Annotated in this window: 16 protein-coding genes and 1 pseudogene; 12 read left to right on the top strand and 5 right to left on the bottom strand. The window is 45.2% G+C overall.

Annotated elements, in window-relative coordinates; translation table 11 throughout:
• The first annotated feature begins 95 nt into the window (after positions 1-95).
• The 4 genes from ACBP55_RS30310 (at position 96) to ACBP55_RS30295 (ending at position 3,824) form a co-directional block, all read left to right on the top strand.
• Complete coding sequence (locus ACBP55_RS30310) at positions 96-863, top strand: NUDIX domain-containing protein (protein ID WP_464646951.1); 768 nt, start codon at positions 96-98, stop codon at positions 861-863.
• Between the two features lie 69 nt (positions 864-932).
• Complete coding sequence (locus ACBP55_RS30305; RefSeq protein WP_464646950.1) at positions 933-1,472, top strand: cysteine hydrolase family protein; 540 nt, start codon at positions 933-935, stop codon at positions 1,470-1,472.
• A gap of 70 nt (positions 1,473-1,542) precedes the next feature.
• Positions 1,543-2,376, top strand: a complete 834-nt coding sequence (gene nadE / locus ACBP55_RS30300; RefSeq protein WP_464646948.1) for an ammonia-dependent NAD(+) synthetase — start codon at positions 1,543-1,545, stop codon at positions 2,374-2,376.
• A 5-nt stretch (positions 2,377-2,381) separates the two neighbouring features.
• Positions 2,382-3,824: a nicotinate phosphoribosyltransferase gene (locus ACBP55_RS30295; RefSeq protein ID WP_464646946.1), complete on the top strand. Its 1,443-nt coding sequence runs from the start codon at positions 2,382-2,384 to the stop codon at positions 3,822-3,824.
• Between the two features lie 31 nt (positions 3,825-3,855).
• On the opposite strand, the gene ACBP55_RS30290 is transcribed toward ACBP55_RS30295, so the two are convergent.
• Entirely contained in the window at positions 3,856-4,650 is a 795-nt protein-coding gene (locus ACBP55_RS30290; protein ID WP_464646944.1) for a hypothetical protein, read from the bottom strand.
• Between the two features lie 918 nt (positions 4,651-5,568).
• A complete protein-coding gene (locus ACBP55_RS30285) occupies positions 5,569-6,906 on the bottom strand; it encodes an S-layer homology domain-containing protein (RefSeq protein WP_464646942.1) in 1,338 nt (445 codons plus the stop codon).
• Positions 6,907-7,125: 219 nt separating this feature from the next.
• Here ACBP55_RS30285 and ACBP55_RS30280 point away from each other — a divergent pair, with 219 nt between their 5' ends.
• The 6 genes and pseudogenes from ACBP55_RS30280 (at position 7,126) to ACBP55_RS30255 (ending at position 13,157) form a co-directional block, all read left to right on the top strand.
• Complete coding sequence (locus ACBP55_RS30280; protein WP_464646940.1) at positions 7,126-8,169, top strand: BMP family lipoprotein; 1,044 nt, start codon at positions 7,126-7,128, stop codon at positions 8,167-8,169.
• A 94-nt stretch (positions 8,170-8,263) separates the two neighbouring features.
• Positions 8,264-9,763 carry an ABC transporter ATP-binding protein gene (locus tag ACBP55_RS30275; protein WP_464646938.1) on the top strand — a complete coding sequence of 500 codons (1,500 nt, stop codon included), beginning with the start codon at positions 8,264-8,266 and terminating at the stop codon, positions 9,761-9,763.
• Positions 9,756-10,824: pseudogene (locus ACBP55_RS30270) on the top strand (ABC transporter permease). Before ACBP55_RS30275 ends, ACBP55_RS30270 begins: the two are co-directional and overlap by 8 nt.
• 28 nt (positions 10,825-10,852) lie before the next feature.
• Positions 10,853-11,731, top strand: coding sequence for an ABC transporter permease (locus tag ACBP55_RS30265; RefSeq protein ID WP_464653456.1), 879 nt, complete (start codon positions 10,853-10,855; stop codon positions 11,729-11,731).
• 24 nt (positions 11,732-11,755) lie between these two features.
• Positions 11,756-12,427, top strand: coding sequence for a sulfite oxidase-like oxidoreductase (locus ACBP55_RS30260; protein ID WP_464646936.1), 672 nt, complete (start codon positions 11,756-11,758; stop codon positions 12,425-12,427).
• Between the two features lies 1 nt (position 12,428).
• Positions 12,429-13,157 (top strand): nucleoside phosphorylase, encoded by a 729-nt coding sequence (locus ACBP55_RS30255; protein ID WP_464646934.1) that lies wholly within the window; start codon positions 12,429-12,431, stop codon positions 13,155-13,157.
• Positions 13,158-13,620: 463 nt separating this feature from the next.
• On the opposite strand, the gene ACBP55_RS30250 is transcribed toward ACBP55_RS30255, so the two are convergent.
• From ACBP55_RS30250 to yhbH, 3 genes are all read right to left on the bottom strand, one after another.
• Entirely contained in the window at positions 13,621-13,833 is a 213-nt protein-coding gene (locus ACBP55_RS30250; protein WP_029197871.1) for a hypothetical protein, read from the bottom strand.
• A gap of 183 nt (positions 13,834-14,016) precedes the next feature.
• Positions 14,017-15,411 (bottom strand): SpoVR family protein, encoded by a 1,395-nt coding sequence (locus ACBP55_RS30245; RefSeq protein ID WP_464653454.1) that lies wholly within the window; start codon positions 15,409-15,411, stop codon positions 14,017-14,019.
• Positions 15,412-15,444: 33 nt separating this feature from the next.
• Positions 15,445-16,602, bottom strand: coding sequence for a sporulation protein YhbH (yhbH, locus tag ACBP55_RS30240; RefSeq protein ID WP_029197873.1), 1,158 nt, complete (start codon positions 16,600-16,602; stop codon positions 15,445-15,447).
• 315 nt (positions 16,603-16,917) lie between these two features.
• On the opposite strand from yhbH, the gene ACBP55_RS30235 reads away from it, so the two are divergent.
• Entirely contained in the window at positions 16,918-22,515 is a 5,598-nt protein-coding gene (locus ACBP55_RS30235; protein WP_464646932.1) for an S-layer homology domain-containing protein, read from the top strand.
• A gap of 232 nt (positions 22,516-22,747) precedes the next feature.
• Positions 22,748-23,923: a DUF4272 domain-containing protein gene (locus ACBP55_RS30230; RefSeq protein ID WP_464646931.1), complete on the top strand. Its 1,176-nt coding sequence runs from the start codon at positions 22,748-22,750 to the stop codon at positions 23,921-23,923.
• Positions 23,924-24,054: the final 131 nt, after the last annotated feature.

Below are 24,054 nucleotides of genomic sequence, written 5' to 3'. Positions count from 1 at the left end.
GAATTCCTATTGCAAAAGAATTTTAATTATGTCATAATGAAATTATCAAATTGACAATATAAAAGAAATGCGACTAAACAGGTGATGAAATGAACATGCCATTCGAGAATGAAACCAACTACCAAGCGAGTAAATACCGCACACCTGACGGCGCGCCTACGGATATCGTCATCTTTACGATTACCTCGGAAGGAAAAGGATCAGTGAAGAAGTCGCTTCCTACTCGGGGACTGCAAGTGTTACTGATTCAAAGAAAGCAATGGCCATTCGAAGGCCAGTGGGCGCTTCCGGGTGGGTTCTCGATGGAAACCGAAACGATTCAAGAGAGCGCCCGACGCGAGCTAACGGAGGAGACGGGGGTTTCGGACGTGCACATTGAATATTTCAATGTGTATAGTACGCCGCAGCGCGATCCACGGGGGTGGATGATCTCGCACGCTTTCTTCGCACTCGTGCACGAACGTTATCTCGAGAAACGTCAAGCCGCTGATGATGCAGCTGACGTTCGCCTCTTCCCTATCGATGAGGCGCTGGCAATGGATCTCGCTTTTGATCATGAAATCATCATGAGAGATGCACTTGCTCAAATTCAGCAGAAGATGCTGATGACGACGATTGCCAGAGAGTTCCTGTCCGAGGAATTCACGATGAGTGAGCTGTATCAAGTCATTCAAACGGTCGTTCCGACCTTCGAGGAACGGAATTTTATTCGTAAAATTACATCGACCCAAAGTCGCAAAGGGATTATCGAAGAGGTGCTGGATCATCAAGGACAGGGCAAGATGTCTAACCGTTACTCCCAGCGAGCTGCTCAGTTATACCGATTTACCGATTATGTGCCTCAGCTGTCTATTTACAGCTAGGCCTCTCTTTTCCTTTTTGATATTGTCTTAATAATACTATCAAATACACAATATGAAGGAGTGTTTAGGATGAGAGCTCTTATAATCATTGATTATACGGTGGATTTTGTTGTTGGGAAGCTTCCTTGTGGGGAACCCGGCGCTCTGATTGAAGCGAGAATTTGTGAAATTACAGAGCAATTTTTGGCCCAGATGGACTTTGTGGTTATGGCCGTTGATCTCCACGATGAACAAGACCCTTTCCATCCAGAGACGAAGTTGTTTCCTCCACATAATATTCGAGGCACGGCGGGTCGCGATTTATATGGAAGGTTGAAAACTGTATATGAGCATAATGAGAGCGAGATTTATTGGATGGACAAAACAAGATACAGCGCCTTCTGTGGCACCGAGTTGGAGCTTAATTTAAGGGCAAGAGGCATTCATGAGCTGCATTTGGTTGGCGTTTGCACAGATATTTGTGTTCTGCATACAGCGGTGGATGCTTACAACAAAGGCTTTGAAATTGTTATTCATGAAGATGCAGTCGCTAGTTTTAATCAGACGGGGCATGAATGGGCCTTGCAGCATTTTCAACATACATTAGGGGCGAAAGTCGTTCGTGGTTAAAAGTGGCAGCTGCGATGGCAGCAATGGTATGAATTGGACAAAATTCACAGAGAATGAGGAGATGGTGTAATTGAGGAATCTTAGACAGGAAACGATTCAAGCTTCATTGTTTGTGCAGGAAAGCATCGACGTGGCCTACGAAATCAAGCGCCGAGTACAGTTCCTCAAGGACTATCTGGTTCATACAGGAGCCAAAGGCTACGTGCTCGGGCTTTCTGGAGGTCAAGATTCCACATTAACTGGTAAGCTGGCCCAAATAGCTATCCAAGAGCTGAATGCTGAAGGCGGCACTGAAACCTTTCAATTCGTGGCTGTAAGGCTGCCTTACGGCATCCAAAAAGATGAAGCAGATGCACAGGCGGCGATTGACTTTATTCAGCCTAGCCGTGTTATTACGGTCAATATACAATCAGCTGTGGATGCATCCGTACGGCAATTTGCCGAAGCTACGGGAGAGGTCTTGAGTGATTTTCACAAAGGGAATGTGAAGGCTCGCGAGCGTATGAAGGTGCAATATGATTTGGCCGCGCACTATCAATTGCTTGTTTTGGGTACGGATCATGCGGCTGAGGCGATTACCGGATTTTTCACAAAACATGGAGATGGTGCATGCGATGCGGCTCCGATCTATGGCCTTAATAAGCGGCAAGGCAAGCTGCTGCTGAAGCAGTTAGGATGCCCTGAGCATTTGTATTTGAAAAAGCCTACGGCAGATTTGGAAGATTTAAAACCAGGTCTTCCGGATGAAGAAGCACTGGGACTCACATACGATCAGTTGGATGACTACTTGGAAGGAAGCCCCCTGCTCGCTTCTGCTGTGCAGAAGATTGAGGAGCGCTACGCTGTTACCGAACATAAACGCAGAGGTCCAGTAACGTGCTATGACAATTGGTGGAAAGGATGAATCCTATGAAATACGAAAACTTGACGCTTCACACAGACAAATACCAAATTAATATGATGTATGCACATTGGCTTCAGGGCACTTATAAGCAGAAAGCTGTTTTCGAAGTATACTTCCGTAAGCTGCCTTTTGGGAGCGGATATGCGGTCTTCGCTGGTTTAGAGCGGGTGATTCAATACATTCAAAATCTGCATTTTGGCGATGAGGAGATCGCCTACTTGCGGACACAGGAAGAGAATTATCGGGAGGATTTCCTGGAGGCGCTCCGCGCGTTTAAATTCGGAGGAGATTTACAAGCTGTGCCGGAAGGCACACTTGTATTCCCGAATGAGCCGCTCGTACGCGTAGTGGCGAGCATGTTCGAAGCGCAGCTGGTTGAGACGGCGATTCTCAACTTTGTGAACTACCAGACGCTTGTCGCGACGAAAGCTTCGCGGATCAAACAAGTTGCTCCGCGCGATGTGCTGCTCGAGTTCGGCACTAGACGCGCCCAAGAGGCTGACGCCGCAATCTGGGGCGCAAGAGCGGCCTATGTCGCAGGGTTCCATGCGACATCCAACCTCAGAGCCGGGATGCTGTTCGGCATCCCGACCAAAGGCACGCATGCGCACGCATGGGTGCAGGCCCACGACACGGAAGAGGAAGCCTTCCGTGCTTATGCTGAGGCGCTGCCGGAGCAAGTGACGCTGCTCGTGGACACGTACGATACGCTGCGCAGCGGCGTACCGAACGCGATCAAGACGGCGCGTCTGCTGCAAAGCCGCGGCAAGAGCATGAACGCCATTCGCCTGGATAGCGGCGATTTGGCGTATTTATCCCAGCAGGCTAGGCACATGCTGGATGAAGCGGGCTTTCCCGAGGTGAAGATTGTCGCATCCAATGATTTGGATGAGAACATCATCGAGGGGCTGAAAGCCCAAGATGCCAAGATCGACGTCTGGGGCGTCGGTACCCAGCTCATTACCGCAGCTGATCAACCCGCGCTGGGCGGTGTTTACAAGCTGGTTGCCCGCGAGAAGAACGGCGAATTCGTGCCGGTCATTAAGATCTCGGGCAATCCCGAGAAAGTAACCAATCCGGGCTTCAAGGAAGCCTACCGGATCATAAACAAAAAGACAGGCAAAGCGGAAGCCGACTATCTGGCTCTTCAGCATGAAGTCGATATCAAGAAGGGTGAACGAATCAAGCTGTTCGATCCCATCCACCCGTATATCTACAAATTTATTGATGACTATGAAGCAGTTCCACTGCTCCACCCCATATTTCTCCAAGGAAAGCTTGTCTATGAGGAGCCTACGTTGGACGAAATTCGGGATTACCATACGCAGCAGAAGCAGTCATTTTGGCCGCAATATTTGCGCAAGCTTAATCCGGAGGTTTATCGTGTGAATTTAAGCGCGGCACTGTGGAAGCTGAAGATGGATTTGATTCATGAGCATCAAGGGTAGTTGTCGCACCATGCGATCGCCCCTTCTCGCTTCAATTCAACAACGCAATCATCTGATACACCTCGCGATGATCGCCGGGGAGCAAGTAATTGGCGACTTTGAGCTGGGAGGAACCGTCGCCGTCCAGGAACAGCCCATCAACCAGCTGTCCATTGCCAACCTGCTCTTGGACGGCTGTGCGGAACTCCTCTCCGGTGCACGGCGTTGGAGCTACGACTAGATAAACGTTGTTATTTCTGTCGTAGACGATACCTGATCGCATGCGTTTCTCGTTAATGACGGGCATCTCTTCCGATATCGCTTGTTCCGCCCATCCCTCTGGATTCGTAAGCCCCATGCTCACGCCTCCCTGTGCCCAATAATGAGCGCGATCCATCACCCTCAGCTCGTCCGCATGTTCAACGACTTGAATGGTGAAGGTTTGAGCCTTCTCATCCCATACGAGCGTTCCCCGCTTGCGATCAATATTAAACCAGCCAGAGCCGTAATCACCGGGTTCCCCTTTGACAGGACGATCATTAATGACAGCAATGCTAAGGAGATAACCCTGCCAGAAAAACCCGCCGTTAATCCCGTTTTCCTGCCTTTCAGTCACATTGCCTGTAATTGCTTTCAGCCCTATGTTCTGTGGTGGAGTCCGAATGCTATGGAGCGTAACGCCATTGCTGGCTTGATGGATGCTATATTCGGAAACAGGGAGTTTCGGCGGTGGTTTCACCGCGACATGGGTTCCCCAGATGATCGTCCATATAAAACTAGTTATCATTATAAGGAGATAGATAAGTAGGTAAGCTGCTTTCATTTTTACAAGTCGTAACATGTACATGGGGCAACTGCTCCTATTCTCTTAAATCAGATCCTTTCTATGAGTCTATGAATATGAAATTCGAAATATGCTTATAAATATAAAACAGTTGAGCGGGAAGCTATGGACTATGACCCCATTCCTGGACACGTAAAAGAAAGACCCTAGTTTAAGCTATTAAAGAGGGCTCCTGTATTCGGTAATCGCCGGGAGTCATCTTTTTTAATGTCCAATGAGAACGATTTCTAATTCGATATAATGAATTCAGAGCGCTCAGAGGGTGTCAAAATTCGTTAAGCAAGTCTCGATGGGCTACCGTGATTACCAATGTTGTAGTTTCTACAACAATTCAGACGCCAAAAGGCTATTTTGCAAGTAAAAATTGTAGTTTGGAGACCATCGATTCATTCGACCAATATTACTCCACATAGATTTGTCTTAAATCGGGATCCTCGTCATATAGGCAGAATTTAGGTTGCTAGATGATTGAATTCATATTAGCTGTTGAATGATGTTGTAGAAAGTGCAACAATTTATGCCTAAATCTCGCCACTTCAAGTTGCAAAATAGCCTTTTAGCGTGTGAATTATTGTAAAAAATACAACATCTTGGGATAAAAAAGAAAGAGATCATAAACTGTGAATTTCCGTGCAGAGTCAACATATCCAGCCTCTTTGATGAGGGGAAGCACTTCTTCTTTCGGTATAATTGTTTGCAGAAAGTTCGAGAACATAGTAAACTTTTTCATGAGGTCGCCTTCTTTCGGATGTTTGTAGGGGTACAAACAGTTAACCGAATGAGCGACCTTTTTTCCTACCATTTTGTGGATAATCAACAGGCCTGTACTTTCTATAAACGTCAAAAGACCCGAAAGAGGTCACTTTTTTCAAAGTGTCCATCTTTCGGGTCGCAGTTCATGGATCCCGTCCAACTGTCTTTTTATTTAAAATCGCCTAGTAAATAATTATAGAAAGGTTCGTCTACCCAGAACTTATAAGAATCGACGTTCAAGCTGGCGTTGATTTTCTTTAAGCCAGTAACGACATCGCTAGATTTATCGCTGAGAGAGAAGGACTGTGCATAATAATGGCCTTTGCTGACTTTATTATTCGTAATTACTTTGTAGTCTTTCACATCGGTTAATGAATAGTAGAGCGGCTGCCACCAGGAAGAATAAATAAGTCCTGTCTCGTCTTTACTGTTCTTTTTAGCATATTGGAAAATGACCTGCTGGAACTTATTCTTTTGCTCGGCGTTATCGAATTCGAACTCAATGTCGTATTCCTTGGCGTAGGCGATGAAATTGCCATTCTCGATTTGGACGACTTGATAATCATCGGATTGTGTGGGCTCGCCCCATTCCTTCAAATAGATGAAGGCAGACGTTTTGGGCTCCAGTTGTACTTTCGCCTGGATGTTCTCGCTGCGCAGCAGTCCGATTAACTGAATCGCATGCGTAATGTCAGAATGTCCATAGGTGAGAGAGCGCGTTGGATCAAAGTTCGCATCGAATCGAGAATCCTTCAAGTTGTAGCCGGTAACGAGATTCTTTTTCAAGGCTTCATCGAAGACAGCACGCAAATCTGTTGATGAAATAAGATCCTCCGTACGCCAGGTGTCGTTAATTTTGCGGAAAATATCATCATCGGAAGTCGTTCCAATGTAGTGCTTGTAATGTCCTTGGAAAGTAAGTATCTTACCAAGCAGTTCGCCAGCAAAGCTTTGGCTAGCAGCAGCATCCGCTTCGAAATCGGAGGAGACAAGGCCTGTATCAATAGCGGCGGCCAGCTCCTGAGCAGCTTGCAGCGTTAATTGATTGTTTTGATCGTAATCGATATGTACTTTAGCCAGGGCGGCTTTGATTTTATCCTTGGAATAGGTATAGGCGAGTTCTTTTAAGCCTGCGGCTTTTAACGCTATGAAAGTGGCTTGCAGCTGGGTAAGCGGCTGATCACCCTGCAGCTTGCCTTCGGATAGAATGCCTTTCTCGTGCAAAGCAAGCGCAGCTTTATAATAAGGGCTGTCCTTCTGCAAGTCTGTGAATGCATTGGTCTGATCTTTGGCTTCGGCATTCAAGACGCGGTTAACTGCGACAACGAAATCGCCTTTTGATAAGGAGTCTGACAAGCTGATGGCATACTGATCTTTCAAGAACTGCTTGTAAGAGACTGCGGAATCACTCGCTTCAGCGGCACTGCTTAAGGTGCTCACAGAGGAGAAAAGAACGGCTGTTAATACAGCTACTTGCAGGGGCTTGCGGGATTTCAATGGTTTCATAAGATGAAAGCACCTCCTTTTTTTTATTCATATAGGAATAGTATGGTTTATTGAAATATATCAGCTAGGCCTATAGGTGTCAATATATAATGGTTGTCGTTTTTATTCTTGACATGACTTAGGGAATCCACTACTATCAGTCTTAGTTGAAAAGTCGCACTTTGTCGAATAGGATAAAAAAATATTTAATAAAAACAGATCAAAAGGGGAGAACCACACATGAAAAAAACGTTATTGTCTATTTTCGCCGTTACATTAATGCTGACTGGCTGCGGCACCGCTAAAAATGATACAGCAGCTCCGGCAGCTACGAAAGCTGCAGAAGCAACAAAAGCGCCTGAAACCAAATCATCCAAAAAAATCATTCTAATAACACCAGAAAAAATTGGTGTGAACCCTTTCTTTGCTCAAGAGGATGAGGGTGTTAAAAAAGCTGGTAAAGAATTCGGCGTAGATGTAAAAACGGTAGAATCTACGGATGCCAGCGCGATTGAACAAAACCTGCGTGCTGCAGTTGCAGACAATTATGATCTTATTATTACCAGCTCCTTTGAATCCGAGGATGCTTTGAAAAAGGTAGCTGCTGAAAATCCGAAGAAATCTTTTGCTATTATTGATACAGTTGTAGATTTACCGAACGTTAGAAGCGTAGTATTCCGTGAACATGAGGCAGCTTACTTGCTTGGTGCGGCCGCAGGCCTTGCAACTAAGAAAAATGTTGTCGGTATGGTGGCAGCAGTTGATATTCCTTTGATCAAAAAATACACAGTCGGTTTCCAAGAAGGTTTGAAATCAACGAATCCGAATGCCAAATTCATCGTTAATTATGTAGGAAGCTTCACAGATCCAGCAAAAGCGAAAGAGCTGGCATTGACGCAATTCTCTCAAGGAGCAGATTTCATCGCAGCGGCTTCAGCTGTTGGTGATTTGGGCGTATTCGAAGCAGCTAAGGAAAAGGGCTTCTACACATCTGGTCAAGATATCGACCGTACGGTGACAGACCCTGAGCACATCGTTCTCTCTCAATTGAAAGGTACAGACAGCGTAGCTTACCAAACCGTGAAAGATTTCGTAAATGGAACCTTTAAATTTGGCGCTATGGATTACGGCTTGAAAGAAGACGGAGTAGGCCTTACTTTTGTAACAAAAGAAAGCAAATCCAAACTAAGTCCATTTATTGGACAAGACGTTGTGAATAAAGTGAAAGCCATCAAAGACGATATCGTAGCTGGCAAAGTTACGGTTCCGAATCCTCTGAAATAGTCGTAAGTCCTTACAAACATCATATAACCCCGGAAACTGTTTACGGCGACGTAGACAGTTTCCGCATTTCTAGGAAAGGAGTGCGAAACCCGTTATGCTGCTTCAAATGAACCAAATTACCAAAACCTATGGAAGCTTGACAGCTAACTCCAACGTAGATTTCTCACTGCGCGAAGGTGAAATCCATGCGCTAGTCGGCGAGAATGGGGCAGGTAAAACAACCCTGATGCGCATCCTTTACGGCATGGAACAGCCAACGTCGGGAGCGATTCTTTTACGCGGAAGAAAAGTCCAGTTCGTGAATCCAACGGATGCGATTCGTCATGGCATTGGGATGGTGCATCAGCATTTCATGCTGTTCCCTTCTTTTACAGTGGCTGAAAATATTGTCATCGGCAATGAACCGCAAGTCGGCGTGAAGTTCGACCGCAAGAAAGCTGCGCAGCAAGTTAAGGCATTGTGTGACATGTACCGGTTACCCATTGATCCACTCAGGAAAGTGGCTGATCTTCCGCTAGGACTACAACAGCGTGTTGAGATTCTAAAGGTGCTCTATCAAGGTGCGGATATCATTATTTTGGACGAGCCGACTGGCGTTTTGACACCGCTGGAAGCGAAGGAACTGCTTGTCATTATGAAGAGCTTAGCGAGTCAGGGTAAAAGCTTCATTGTCATCACGCACAAATTACATGAGGTCATGGAAGTTGCGGACCGAGTTACGGTGCTTCGAGACGGTAAAATCAGAGGAACAGTAAATACTTCGGCAACTAACGCAGAAGAACTTTCTAAATTAATGGTAGGAAGAGAACTGGTGCAAACGAGCAAAAGTGCCGCTAGACTTGGTGAAACGGTTCTCGAAGTGAAAGAGATTACCATACAAGGCAAGAAAGGAAAGCCTGTATTGGATCGTATCAGTCTTGAGGTGAAGGCTGGTGAGATCTTGGGCGTCGCTGGCATTTCCGGAAACGGACAGTCTGAGCTGATTCAAAGCATTACAGGACTCCAGTCGATTGATCAAGGTCACATTCGTTTAATGGGCAAGGACATTACAGGCCGTTTGGTTCGTGAGATCAGAGAGAGCGGGCTTTCGCATATTCCTGAGGATCGTTACCAATGGGGGGCTGCCAAGGAAGGCAGCGTACTTGAAAACGGTACAATGGGACATCACAGAACGCATCGGCGTAACGGATTTTTGCAAGGCAAGTCGCTGCGAAATATGGTTGACGGCTTCATCCAGCAATTCCAGATTAAAACGGGTTCCCAGGATACGAAAGTCAAATTCCTGTCTGGAGGCAATCTTCAGAAACTGATTGTAGCCAGAGAAATAGCCCAAAAACAACCGTTCCTTATTGCAGCTGAACCCACGCGTGGCGTGGATGTTGGGGCGATGGAAGTGATCCATGATGAGCTGTTGAAAAAACGCGATGAGCAAGGTGCGATTCTATTGGTATCTTCGGAATTGACGGAGATTCTTAAGCTTTCTGATCGCATTATCGTGATGTATGAAGGACGAATTGCGGGAGAGCTGTCAGCGCAGCATGCGACTGAGGAGCAAATCAGTCTGTTGATGGCAGGAGGTCATTCCCATGCTTAATTGGAAAGGAAACATTGGCGCACTGCTGCAGCCTCTTATTGCGGTATGCATCGGTTTACTGGGCGGGGCCATTGCCATCGTCTTGATTGGCGGTTCCATTTCGGACACATACGCACAAATGTGGAAAGGCGCCTTCGGTAATTTTTACTTTTTTACCAATACATTGACGCGCGCGACACCGCTTATATTAGTTGGATTAGGCGTTTCAATAGCCTTCCGCGCCGGATTTTTCAACATGGGTTCGGAAGGTCAAATGATCCTTGGTGCTTTAACCAGCGCGATGATTGCGCTCTATTTTCCTGGACCTGCGCTTTTTAAATTATTCGCTGCGCTTCTAGGCGGTATTGCAGTCGGCGGCATATGGTCAGCCTTAGCTGGTTGGCTTGACGCGCGATTTAAAATGAATTTGATTGTCACCACACTCTTGCTCAATTATATTGCAGCTTTGTTTGCAGGCTATTTGGTCGCCTATCCGCTCAAGGATAAAACAGGATCAGACTGCACTCGCACAAACGATGATGGTTGATAAAAGCATTTGGCTGCCCAAGCTTTTCCAAGGGATGAGCATGCATGCGGGCTTCATCATTGCCATCGTTTTAGCGATTCTCTTATTTTTGTTTATTAAATACAGTGCTGCCGGTTACGAGATCCGCATGCTTGGCTACAATCCGCTGTTTGCCGCTTATGGAGGCGTAAACCGCGGGAAATTAATGCTCGCGAGCATGTTCGCGAGTGGTGGCTTTGCTGGTCTTGCAGGCGCTGTAGAAGTGCTAGGCATGCAGTATCGCTATACGGACGGCATGATAACGAATCCGGGGTTCGCTTGGTCCGGGATTATGGCTACACTGCTATCTGGCGCACATCCGCTCGGTACGACGGTTGCCGCAGTCCTTCTGGCCGCACTGCAGACAGGCGGTATGGGTGTTGAACGTAATACGAGCATTCCCCTCGAGATATCAAGTGTCATTCAGTCTCTCTTGATCTTGTTCGTCACGGCTAGGTTCAGTTATACCCTATGGAAACGTAAGAAAGGAGGAGGAAGCGGTGCAGCATCTTCTTGATGTTTCGTTATTTAATTCCATGATTCGGATGGTTGCTCCGATTCTCCTCGCTGCGCTCGGCGGTGCAATCTGCTCAAGAGTTGGGTTGTTTAATGTTGGTTTGGAAGGCTTCGTGCTTGTAGGTGCGTTCTCTGCAATTGTAGGCAATCATTATTCCGGCAATGTCTATCTAGCAGTCTTGATTGCGATAGCGGTGACGATGTTATTTTCACTCGCATTTGCGTATATTAGCATCCATTTGCAAGCGAACGTCATCGTCGTTGGTATTTCATTTAATTTTCTGGCGCTTGGCTTAACAGCGTTTTGCCTAAAAGCCATTTTCCATGTGAAAGGCGCCTTCTACGATAAAAATATGATGGGGCTGCCAAAGTGGAACATTCCTTTTGTACAAGATATTCCTGTAATCGGCGGTATTATATCGGGCCATTCCCCGCTTGTTTACTTGGCCTTTGTACTGGTGCTTGGCTTGCAGTATTTTATGTTTAAATCAGTCCTTGGCTTCCGTTTGCTGGCCGTGGGTGAAAACCCTGTTGCAGCGAAAAGCATAGGCATTAAAGTGAACCGTATGCAGTATTTGGCCGTGTTAATTTGCGGCTTGCTTTGCGGGTTGGCAGGCGCTCAGCTTTCACTAGGTCAAGTCACGATGTTTACCGAAGGCATGACGGCGGGAAGAGGCTTTATTGCGCTGGTCGCAACGATGTTAGGACAAGCCAATCCGCTTGGCGTCATGGCATCAAGTCTGCTATTCGGACTGATGGATGCATTCAGTATCAGGCTGCAGGGCTTCTCGCTGCCGACTCATTTTACACAAATGCTTCCTTATATTGTGACGCTGCTCGCGATGCTCTTTTTTAGAAAGAGCAGCTACATGGCAGATGCTCAGAAAGCTAACGGAAGCTCGCGCTAGGCTGCTAAAAGGAGATAATAACAGATGGCAAAAGACACCAAAGCTGATCGAATTAGAAAAATGAAGGTTCCCTCCGTAGGTGCCTCCATGTCAGACCGAGTCCCGCCGGGACAGGTTTTGACAGACCGGTTTCCGATTTTGCATGAAGGAGAAGTGCCGGAATACGACATGGCGGAGTGGACATTGCGAGTGTTTGGCGAGGTCGAAGAGGAAAGAGTTGTCACATACGAACAATTGTTGGCGATGCCTCAAACGCAAGTCCTGTGCGATATTCACTGCGTAACCCGTTGGTCTAAGCTTGATACAGCCTGGGAAGGGATTCTATTTCGCGATTTTCTTCGCCTGCTGGATATCAAGCCGCAAGGTAAGTTCGTCATGCTGCATGCCGACAACGAGTATGAAACGAACGTTCCGCTCGAGGATCTGATGGGCGATCACGTTTTGTTGGCTTTGAAATATGATGGGAAGCCGCTGACGCCGAAACATGGTTGGCCTCTACGGTTGATTGTACCTCATCTGTATTTTTGGAAAAGTCCGAAATGGATTCGAGGCGTCGAATTTATGACAGCTGACCGTGAGGGCTTCTGGGAACAAAATGGCTTCCATAATGTGGCTGATCCATTCCAAGAGCAGCGCTTCTCGGGGGAAGCGATTCCGATTCCTGAAGATGAATGGGAAAAGAAGGAGTTTGATTGACATGATATTGCCAATTTTACAGGTTCATTCAGAGGATTTATCACCCTACGCGATCGTATGCGGTGACCCTTTTCGCGCGGAAGTCATAGCCAGCAAGCTCGAGCAAAGCAAAGAACTCGCCTTCAGCCGTGAATATCGCACGTTTGTCGGTGAATTCCAAGGCGTTCCGATTACGGTTGTCAGCCATGGCGTTGGCTCGCCAGGAGCAGCCGTTTGCTTCGAGGAACTGATCAAAGGCGGCGTAAAGACACTGATTCGCGTTGGCACAGCAGGCTCGTATTCCGCTGATGTGCCGCCAGGCAGCTTAGTCGTCAGTACGGCAGCTGTGAGGGAAGAGGGCTTAACCCGCCAGCTGGTTCCGCATGGCTTCCCAGCAGTTGCTGACTTGGATGTCGTGCAGGCGTTGTACGAAGCCGCATCAGAGACGGATGGTCTTGTGCGCAAAGGGATTACCGTGACCTTGGATGCCTTCTTCCAAGGTGTCGAGGAATTTCCGCACCGCAAGTACAAGCAAGCCGGAGCTCTTGCCGTTGAGATGGAAATCGCAGCGCTCTATGTGATCGCTTCATTGCGTGGCGTGCGTGCGGGTGCGATTGTTGCGCTAGACGGTTACGCCGACGCTGATTTGAGAGAAGTCTACAACCCTCATACCGATGTAGTTGCTCAAGCGGTTGAACGTGAAATTATGACGGCGATTCATGCGGTTATCAAACTTCACGCTAAGGTTTAGATACATTGGAGTGACCATGCCGCAACTGTTGCTAGTTTAAGCTTGTTTAGAAGAGGCTATGCTAAAAGGTGTTTTTGGAAGTTATGACTCTTTGCCCATAACTGTAATGTGCTATGGTTTGCTTTGCTTTGGTAACCAAAACTTATCGAGGGAACGTAGATGCACTATTTGGGCGAAAACAGCCGAAATCCTGAGGAAGAGGAACGACGATGTGTTATTTCACGTTTTTTTGCCTCCGGATCGCTCATATAGATCAAATAGCGCACTCACGTTCCTCTTATTCTATTTCACGCACAGATTTCCCGAAATAACGCATCGACGTTCCGCCAACTAGAGATCGGGTGACTTTCCCTTCGAAAGAAAACAAAAAAAATGAGAAGGCAAGAATCTTGCCATCTCATTTTTTTGTTTTCTGTGCCCCTAATTTTGGTCAGATCTTTATGCGTATGTAACAAATATGTAATTAAAAAATTGGGATTCTTGCTTTATTCCCATCTTTGGCATATAAAATGGCTTCTGAACTAAATAAATCAACGTGCTCCAACGGTTGAGCAAGGTTCATCGTTGTAAATTTGTTATAACGAAGAGCGTTGATCAGAGAGGGAATTAATTTGTGGTCCGTTCCAACGAAATTGACAGAAATCGGTGTTTTGTTAAATAAAATATTCATTCTCAACTTCAACTCATCTCCTATCAAAAAAATAAATATAACAACTGAGAGTTAAGAATATCATCTATTAACGAATAAGTCCGTCGATTATCGTTGTCGGATTAGCACTAGTTCTGTCGAGGCTCGGGAATATAAAACAGGTGCAAATAGAGGCCGCTTGAACCTATGCGTTCAAGTGGCCTCTTCGTATTACAGAAAACGACGATGATGCTTCTTCCCGTCAAAAGTGAACAAAACCGGTTTATCCTCGACGATGGTATGCATATGAATGGATTTGCCCCAGAGCTTGTAAATGTAGGGGAGCGTTCGCTCGACGTACTTGAGGTCAAGTTCGACCCCCTCAAAAGCGTGCTTCAAATACAATTCCCCGCTGCGCTGGTAATCGCCATCTTCCACAACAATGTAGGGGAAGCCACCATTCACTCTAGAGTAAATGAGCTGATCCCGCGTGTTTTCCCACGTTTTATCCGTAATCTTCCACTCAGGACCTTTCTTTTCAAATATATATAAATCGAGTTCTTCCACAAGCGGTTTATTCAAATAATTTCGGATAAAAGAGGTATCTGATTCGTATTCGCGAACCTCGAATATTTTATTCCGGCCATCTCCGGGCTTGCGTCCATGCCTTCTTATTTCTTCTTCTGTCGGATTATCCCAGTGCTTCTCAATATCTTCAAAAATTTTAAGCCCAAGATAATAAGGATTTAAGGTATGACGAGATGGAACTACAACCGAGGAGTTGAGCTTGGAGTACTCAATCGTTTCCTCTTCAGTCAAATCCAGCTCGCGCAATATGTGTTGATGCCAGTAGGAAGCCCAGCCTTCGTTCATGATTTTCGTTTCAAGCTGCGGCCAGAAATAGAGCATTTCATCGCGGAGCATCGTCAGAATATCTCGCTGCCAATCTTCCATATAGGGGGCATTCTCCTCAATGAAAAGCAAAATATCTTTTTCAGGTTGAGGTGGAAAGCGTTTGTTTTCCTCTTTTTCAGGTGCAGAAGGTTTGTTCTTAACATCTAGATCCCATATATCCTCATATCCATAGGTTGCTACAGATCGGGCGTTTGGTGTGGAGGCTTTATGGGTTTCCTGACGCTTACGCGACTGTCGATAGGATAAGGTTAACACAGGATCAATGTGCTCTTGAATAGCTAGCACGGCGTCAATGAATTGCTCAACTTCGTCAATGCCATGTTCGAGTTCATATTGCCGAATTCTTTCGGCGGTAGCGGACATGCTTTCTACCATATTGCGGTTCGTATTTGCGAAGCGAGCGTTATTTTTGAAAAAATCACAATGGGCAAGAACGTGTGCGACAATCAGCTTATTTTGAATGAGAGAATTCCCATCTAATAAGAAGGCATAACAGGGGTCAGAGTTAATGACCAATTCGTAAATTTTGCTCAAGCCAAAATCATACTGAGTTTTCATACGGTGAAAATTTTTGCCGAAGCTCCAGTGACTGTAACGCGTCGGCATCCCGTAGGCACCGAAGGTGTATATAATTTCGGCCGGGCAGATTTCATACCTCATCGGGAAGAAATCAAGTCCAAACCCTTTCGCTATTTCCGTTATTTCATCAATGGCGTATTCGAGACTGCTGAATGTCGGATTTACTCACTGAACAGCCACTCCTTCCTGCTTGGTAAAAAAGGTTTTCAGTGCTTTGTACACTTCACCTTTCTCACGAATGACATAATGAAGAAATTTAGGATCATGAATATGGCGGAAAGCGGACATGAGTGTACTGCTGCGATTGTACTGGTTGACCTCTCCGTAACCGAACATGTTGGAGCGCTCCATCAACTGCGTAATGAGCTTCACACAGCGTTCGTTATCTGATGTCAAATTATCTCCGTCGGAGAAATGAAATGGATAAATATTAAATTGTGACGGTGGATACCTTTTGTCGATAATATCAATCGCTGCTTGGTAAGCCGAGGAGCAAATCGTACCTCCACTTTCGCCTTTGGTGAAAAACTCTTCCTCCGTGACCTCTTTAGCTTCAGTATGATGAGCAATAAATACAATCTCGACATTCTCATACTTCGTGCGCAGGAAGCGCGTCATCCAGAAAAAGAAGCTTCGGGCTATATATTTCTCAAAGGAACCCATGGAACCGGAGGTATCCATCATCGCAATAATCAGCGCGTTCGAGTGAGGCTTCTCTATCTCTTCCCACGTTTTGAAACGAAGGTCATCGGGACTGATATGATGGATCCCAGGGGAGTTCGAGCGTGAATTACGCCGCATGTTCTCCAGAATTGTCCGTTTCTTATCGATGTTGGACATAATCCCTTTTTTACGGATATCGTTGAAAATCACTTCCGTCGTTGTCATATTGCGCTTATCTTTTTTCTTCAAATTGGGCAGCTCCAGCTCAGAGAACAACATGGCTTGCAGTTCCTCCATGCTCACTTCCGCTTCATAGTAATCCTCGCCGGCTTGATCGCCTGCACCCTCACCTTTCCCGGGGGCTTGGGCTGGCTGTGGATCTGTACCCAAAACGTCTCCGACCTGAGAGTCCCCGTCTCCCTGACCAACATGTTTTCCTTTACTGAAGTTATAGCGGAATCGGTATTCATCCAGGCTCTTAATAGGTACTTTCACGACCTGTTTTCCATTGGACATAACAATGCTTTCGTCGGTAACCAGATCGGGAAGATTCTGTTTAATGGCTTCTTTCACCTTCTCTTGGTGCCTGGTCTGATCCTGATATCCTTTGCGATGCAAGGACCAATCCTCTTTGGAAACGATAAATAGGGGTTCTGTCATGAGGACACCTCCTTTAACATATAAAAAAAGCTTCTCGCTTCGTAGCAGTCAACTCAAAAAATGATGCTCATTACTAACTATATTCAATTAGAAGGGGGATATGAGTATCTAAAAATATCACAACTTAGTATGGGAAAAGTTCTATGTCCATTGCTCTGTACGTGATATAAAAAAGATAATTATTTGCAAAAAATGTTGTATTTCTTTTTTCTAGAGAGGGGATAGAAATTTGGAGTAGTACTTTCCAAATGAATTTGAAAGCGTTTTCCATAAAAACTAGTTCGATTTTATCAATGATCAAAAGGGGTGTTAGGAATGAGTATACAATTCATTAGAAAAAACATAAGTGTTCTTCTCTGTATGACGCTGCTAATCATGTTTATACCGCCAATACAGTTGGTGTCAGCTGCTACGTTAAGTACTGCAAATGAATGGTCTGAGGATTTTGAAAACTTTACGACTGCAGCAACGTTTGGAACAAGCGGCAATGGGGACACACAATTCGGCTGGAAATCAAATTCCGGTACGAATCCTTGGGGTATTGTACAAGATGGAGCTTCAAAAGCATTAAAAGTAACGAATCCAAGCACATCATCCACAACCGTATTTATTGGGGGAACAGGAAGTTACGTGTTTGATGCAACGGATGTTTTAGTATCGGCAGATATTAAAGTAGTGACAACAGGAACAATCCCAAGCCCTTCGGGTCAAGTAGGTATTGATGCAAGACAGGCTAGCAACAGCGATTACTACAGTTTGGTCATTAAAAGTGGGAATTTGCAGCTTCTTAAAAGAACCAGCAGTACTACTGCAATTATAACTCAGCAGCCTATTCCCAATTTTACTCCTAATAAATATTATACCTTAACACTGCTTGTAAAAGGCTCTCGATTGATCGGCTCCATAACCGGCGGACCGACTCTCACAGTTACGGATACCAGCATTACGACCGCTTCGACTAAGGTTGGAGTTAATGCAACTTCGTCCATCGAAGCCTATATAGATAACTTCCATGCTATGAAAGTGTTTCCTAATGCGCCTACTGGCTTAACTGCGGTAGCATCTGTGGACAATCAGGTTAATCTGAATTGGTCTGGAGCGGTTGGAGCGGAACAATACACGGTAAAGCGGAGTACAACAAGCGGTGGTCCGTATACGACCATTGCAACCGTCACCGATGGGGTTTACACAGATAGCAGCGTCACCAATGGTACCCAATACTATTATGCTGTAAGTTCTGTTGCCAAAGCTAACAATGGAGCCTACATCGACGGGTTGATTTCTTCCGAACTCCAAGTCAAACCTCAGGCCTCTACACAAGCTCCACCTGCTGCGCCAGCACAATTCAATGGGACGCCTGGTGATGGACAAGCTTCCTTATCTTGGAATTCAGTAGGCCAAATAACAGGCTATCACATCAAACGAAGCGTAGTAAGCGGTGGTCCATATGGCCCCAACACTGTAGTTGGTACGGTATATCCCACATTGACAAGTTTTATTGACACGGGACTAAATATAAACAGCCCCTATTATTATGTGGTTTCCGCTTTTAATTTGAACGGAGAGAGCCCAAATTCATCTGAGGTTCCTGTTTATATAGCACCGGCCCTAGAGGCACCGAAAAACTTAACTGCCATCCCTGGATATAAATCAGCTAAGCTGCAGTGGGAGCCTGTAGCCGGCGCTGTCAGCTATATGGTGAAAAGAGCGAGTACGTCTAATGGTTCTTACAGCATTGTTGCATCTAATGTTACGGATGCCGCTTACACGGATACAAATCTTCAGAATGGAACGACTTATTTTTATGTAGTTCAGGACGTAAACGTAAGCAGCATTCATAGTGCGAACTCCAATGAGGCTCCGGCTACCCCGCAAATGAAATATGATTTAAGTGATACACAAATCACAGCCAGTAGCTATGATGGTACACGGGATCAAGATCCGGCTTCTGGAAATAAGCAAGTAAATGTTAAGGATGATTTAACTACGCGTTGGGGAGCTGATGGGAAAGGCCAGTGGATTCAATTCGACCTGGGTAAGATTTCATCCATTGGATTTATAGGTATCGCCTTTTATAAAGGGAATGAAAAATCTTACTTCTTTCAAGTTCAAACCTCCAACGATGCTGTAACGTGGCATACCGTTTATAACGGAAACAGTAGCGGAACTACATTGCAGATGGAAAACTTTGATCTACCTGACATGGATGCGCGTTATGTCAGGATTATTGGGAACGGGAATTCCGCTACAGACTATAACGGTTACACCGTAGTGCATCTGTATTCACCTAATCCGAACGGTCTGGTCAATGCTCCATATTCACAAGGAACTCCTGTGACTCCAAGTACAGTCGTACGCCCATCGAAAGCGGGTTTGTATAACCCAGATGGTATGGTACATCTACTGCCTACACCCAATCAAGTAATGGGAAGAACATTGAATGTCAAAGACGCGGCATATGGCGCAAAGGGAGATGGCGTGAGCGATGACCGGGCAGCCATCCAGAAAGCAGTTGACGATGCCCAACCCGGGGATGAGGTTTATTTGCCAAATGGCGTGTATAAATTACTCTCTGCTCATCCTACGGATGCAAACTCCCATATCCGATTAAAGACTGGGGTGAATTTCAGAGGAGAAAGCCGTGAAGGTACAGTTTTGCTTTCAGACATGGATAACGGATTTGTCCCTCCTAATGCCACAGGTCATGTTACAAGTACCGGCATTACTGCAGGAAGCGGTAGGGTACTACTGATATTTAGTCTAAATAATATTGTCGTCTCTAATTTAACGATTACTTCTACTTGGAACAACACGTATTCGACCGACCCGGGCATTTTAAGTCTTACCAGTGGCGGTCCTAAGACCGGAATTTATATCGATCAAGCGAATGCATCGTCTCCCGGGCCAAATAACATTGTGATCGATAATGTGATTTTCGAAAAATTCCAACAAATGGGTATACGGCTCAGTAAAGCTAGCGATGTTACAGTGAGAAATTCCATCTTCCGCAAGGCTACCGATATAGGTCCAAGCGGATCGGGCTATGGAATATCCATCCAAGGAAAGCCGAAGGACGACCATTTCGGTATGAATGATGATTCGCTGTTCGCCTTGGTGGAAAACAATTTTTTTGATGGAACGGTTGCTTTGCGGCATGGAGTCATTATTGAGTACTATTCTCATAATAACGTTGTGAGAAATAATCAATTTTCCAGCACGACATTGGACGCTATCGACCTTCATGGAGAAAATGAGTACCTGAATGAAGTGTACGGAAACACGATTGTCGGAGTACGCATAGGTGCCGGTATTGGGTTGGGCAATACAGGCGGCGGCTTCCCGAGCAATCATAGTGAATCAGGTCCATACAACCATATTCACGATAATACGATTAGAAATTCAGCTGAAGGCGTTTCTCTAACGATGAGTTCGCCTGATACCATCATTGAAAACAACACGATTGAGCTTGATAATACCTTAATTCGTACAAGCTACAATCAAGATATCAAGGGGATTAGCATTTTGAATGCACCTAGAAGCATTGTCAGGGGCAATATCATACAAAACTTTACCGATACAGACCATCCGATTGTAACTGACTATGATATAGGTGATAAGAATGCCAATTTCATCGGAGCTGGAGATCCGAGAGATATTCAAATGATCGGCAATACAATAGTCGGTAATGTCAGTGGAATTAAGATTGTCAAAGGGTATGGCATGGTCATGCAAAATAACCATTTAAATAACACACTTTTTAACGTGGATAACTCTTCTGGAAATATAGTCTATGACTCGCTGATTCATGCTTCTGAAGATGCATGGGTAGAGGCTGCGAATCCACAGCAGAATTATGGCACAGGTTCTTCCGACAAAGTAAATAACCTTACAGTGAAAAGCACAGTAAATGGTAGTGGCAACGGCATAGCTTATTTCAAGTACGACTTGAGCGGTGTGAACGGGAAAACGAGTGCCGCGCTTCAGTTAAGCGGAAAGCTAACAGACAGCAATCCAGGTGATGAAACAGTCACCCTAAGCGTTTATGGATTGAGTGATGATAGCTGGACTGAAAATACGATAAATTGGAGTCATTCACCCAATCATAGCCCTGTCAGCACGGATGTAGTAGGTGAAGGTCAGACGGCTTTTTATCTCGGTAGCTTTACAATGAAAGGTTATAAAGTAGATTCTTATGATGTATCTACAAAAGAATTATCTGATTTTGTCTTATCCAAGCAAGGTGGTACGGCAACATTTATGGTCGTAGATCCTAAGAAACAAGGAGTAAATTCGGAAATATACTCTAAGGAAAAAGAATTTGAATCGCTTAGACCAGCGTTGAAATTATCTTCTTCTGTGTCAATGAACGCCGATTTAAGCAATTTGACCGTAAGTGCAGGAACAATGACTCCTGTGTTCGACGCAGGAGTAACCGATTACACGGTTAACGTTGAAAACAGCGTGAACAATATTAGCGTGACACCAACTGCAGATGACCCAGGCGCAATATTGAGGGTTAACGGTGTATCAAGTGTTAGCGGAAATACGTATGGGCCTCTTAACCTGACAGTCGGAGTTAACACGATTCGTATCGACGTTACGCCAGTAAGTGGATATGCCAAGACCTATACGATCAGAGTGAATCGTGCGAATTCGTCGGGTTCCGAGACTCCACATGCTATACCAATCGATTCAAGTAATACTAAAACTGATCAAGTCACTACAATTAAATCAGAAGTTAAGAGCGTTGACGGGAAACAGGTAGCCCTAGCTCAAGTAAACGATCAAATCATTGATGCTGCGCTGAAGAACAGCAGCACCGGTAAGCTCATTCTATTAGTAGACTCTAGTGTGAACGTAGATCAAACTAGGGTGTCCCTAACGAACAACGCTCTGCAAAAAGTTGCAGCGGAGGAAACTATCAAATCCGTGAGAGTGGGAACCAAAGCGGGGAGCTATGAGCTTCCGGTGAAACAGATCAATGTTCAAGATTTGGCAGCCAAGCTCGGTGTATCGAAGGACCAAATCACTGTAGAAGTGACCATTAGCAGAAATTCCGCTGCAACTGAGAAGGCGAAAGCTTCCGGTCAAAAAGCGCTTGGAGCAGTGGAGTTTACAATTAAGGCCATGTCTACGGACGGAAAAAGTGTAGAGGTTTCTAGCTTCACGCAATATGTGTCGCGTTCCATTAACACGGAGACCGATTTAACCGGACGTCATATAGCGGCGGTTCGCGTGGTGACGGATAGCAAAGGAAATATCGTGTACCAACCGGTTCCTTTTACTGTTTCCGGAACGGAAGTTTCGATCTACAGCAGAACGAACAGTACCTACTTACTGTTGGAAAACAATGTCACTTTTGTTGATGTGAATAATCATTGGGCAAAAAAAGACATTGAACGTATGGCGAACAAAATGATTGTTCAAGGCGTATCCAAGGAAGATTTTTTACCAGACCAAATGGTAACCCGTGCGGAGTTTGCTGTACTAATCGCTCGGACAATCGGATTGAACGCTGTCACATTGCCGAAAAACCGATTTACCGATGTTCGCGCTAGTGACTGGTTCGAGGGCCAAGTGTACGCTGCTACGGAAGCAGGTATCGTAACTGGTTACGAAGATCAGACATTCCATCCGAATCAGTATATATCTCGCCAAGAGATGGCAGTAATGATCTATCGTGCAATGAACTTTGCCGGATACTCCGTCAGCAGCAATGCAGGCGAGAAAATAACGTTTGCAGATGAGAATTTGTTTGGAAATTGGGCGAAGGAATCCATTTTTATAATGGCTAATAACAAAATTGTAGAAGGTGTTACTTCTGGAAAATTCGATCCAGCGGCGATGGCTACTCGGGCTCAGAGCTCAGTCATTTTAAGTAGAATGCTGTCCAAGCTTCAATTCACTAATTAATAAATATAAAAGTCTGCTTGAGCTTTTATCATAAGCTTAAGCGGACTTTTATTCTTATCAGCAAAGCATCTAGTTACTTCTGAAATACCAAGTTGGGTTGGATATTCTTCCTTATGCGGTTTTCAGAACCACAGCGATATTACATGCTGTTATAAGTACATAAAAATGTTATTATCCATGTATTGGATTAATGCGAAATGCGAACACGGCCAACATGATCGGAGGAAATCACATGAAGTATTTCACCATATACGCCTCGAGGAACGACACACAAGGCATTGAAGAGTACATAGCTGACATATTCGATGACGGTTTTAAAATAGAAAGAAATGACAACGAGTACGCGATCCGCTCCAAGAAGTTGTTCAATAAGAATCATATCTTCATCAAAATAGCTTCAGAAGAAAGTGAACCCGATTACTTCAGCAGAAATATCCCAGGTATGATGGGGTTTTATGAAAGCAAACAAATGCAGGATGAACATACAAAATCATTGGTGTTTACGCAAATCTCCGTCATTAATACAATGATCGCTATTCAAACGGACAAAGAGTACGATGATGGCTACTATGAACGTTTTCTCGCCTTGACCAGCCGAGTAAGTGGAATCGGCTTTTTGCCTGATGGTACCCTGCTGGGGCAAGACGGACTTGTAATCGTGCACCCCGATGGGACAACCGGGCCTTCGAAGTTCACACCTCATGCTTGTACGAATAAAATAAGAAGCGCGGAGTCGAAGACTACGGAAGGTGAAGAACGTAAACAAAAGTCGATTGCTTATCTAAGGGAAAATCATATTCCGTTTATTGAACATTTGCCGGAGCTGCCGCCATTGGCAAACAGTCAGTTTCGCTCTCAAGAGGAAATAGCCAAAAGAGCTGTTGCACTGCTTTTGGTGATCCAGTTTGCGTGTGATGTCGCGAATGGGGCAGAGTTGAATCAATCCAGAGAAGTCATTCTCAATTTGTTGAAGCAGTATGAAGTGGAAAACGATATGACGGAAAAGGAAAAGCACTTGCTATTTGGAAACCAGCCGAGTAGAGAAGAAGCCATCCCTATTAGTTGGCAATACGAGGCGTTCTGGACTCTGATTTGGGCGCTCGGGTTGGTTGAAGCACTCCAATTGCCGAATCAGCTCTGTGACTGTGATTATGCGATCCAAACGGTTTCTAGCTGTAACACGTTCGAGGAATTTGTAAGTCGGATCCAGATGCGAAGTGGTCAGGAGATTCAGGACGAAGCTGACAAGGTCTATCGGCTCCATTGGGCTTGTGTCAATGCTAGAGTTCGTGGGGAAGCGACTGCCAATGACTTAAACGAAAGTATTGTCATGGAAAGACGCAGGGCGTTGTTTTGGTTAATTCAAGCTGACCAGAAATCCTGGGATCAAATCAGCATGGACACCTAGCTTGAAATCGTAATTCTGATAAAGTCTGTCTGGGCTTAGTCGCTCAAACAGGCTTTTTTTATTGGATGGAACTACTTCCCAATAGCCCATCAATCCTTCAACCTTTGAATTTTGATATAATAGGCATATAT

The organism is Paenibacillus sp. WG02, from assembly GCF_055396115.1.
The sequence above is the reverse complement of the archived record's forward strand: the minus strand, read 5'-3'. Positions and strand labels throughout refer to the sequence as shown.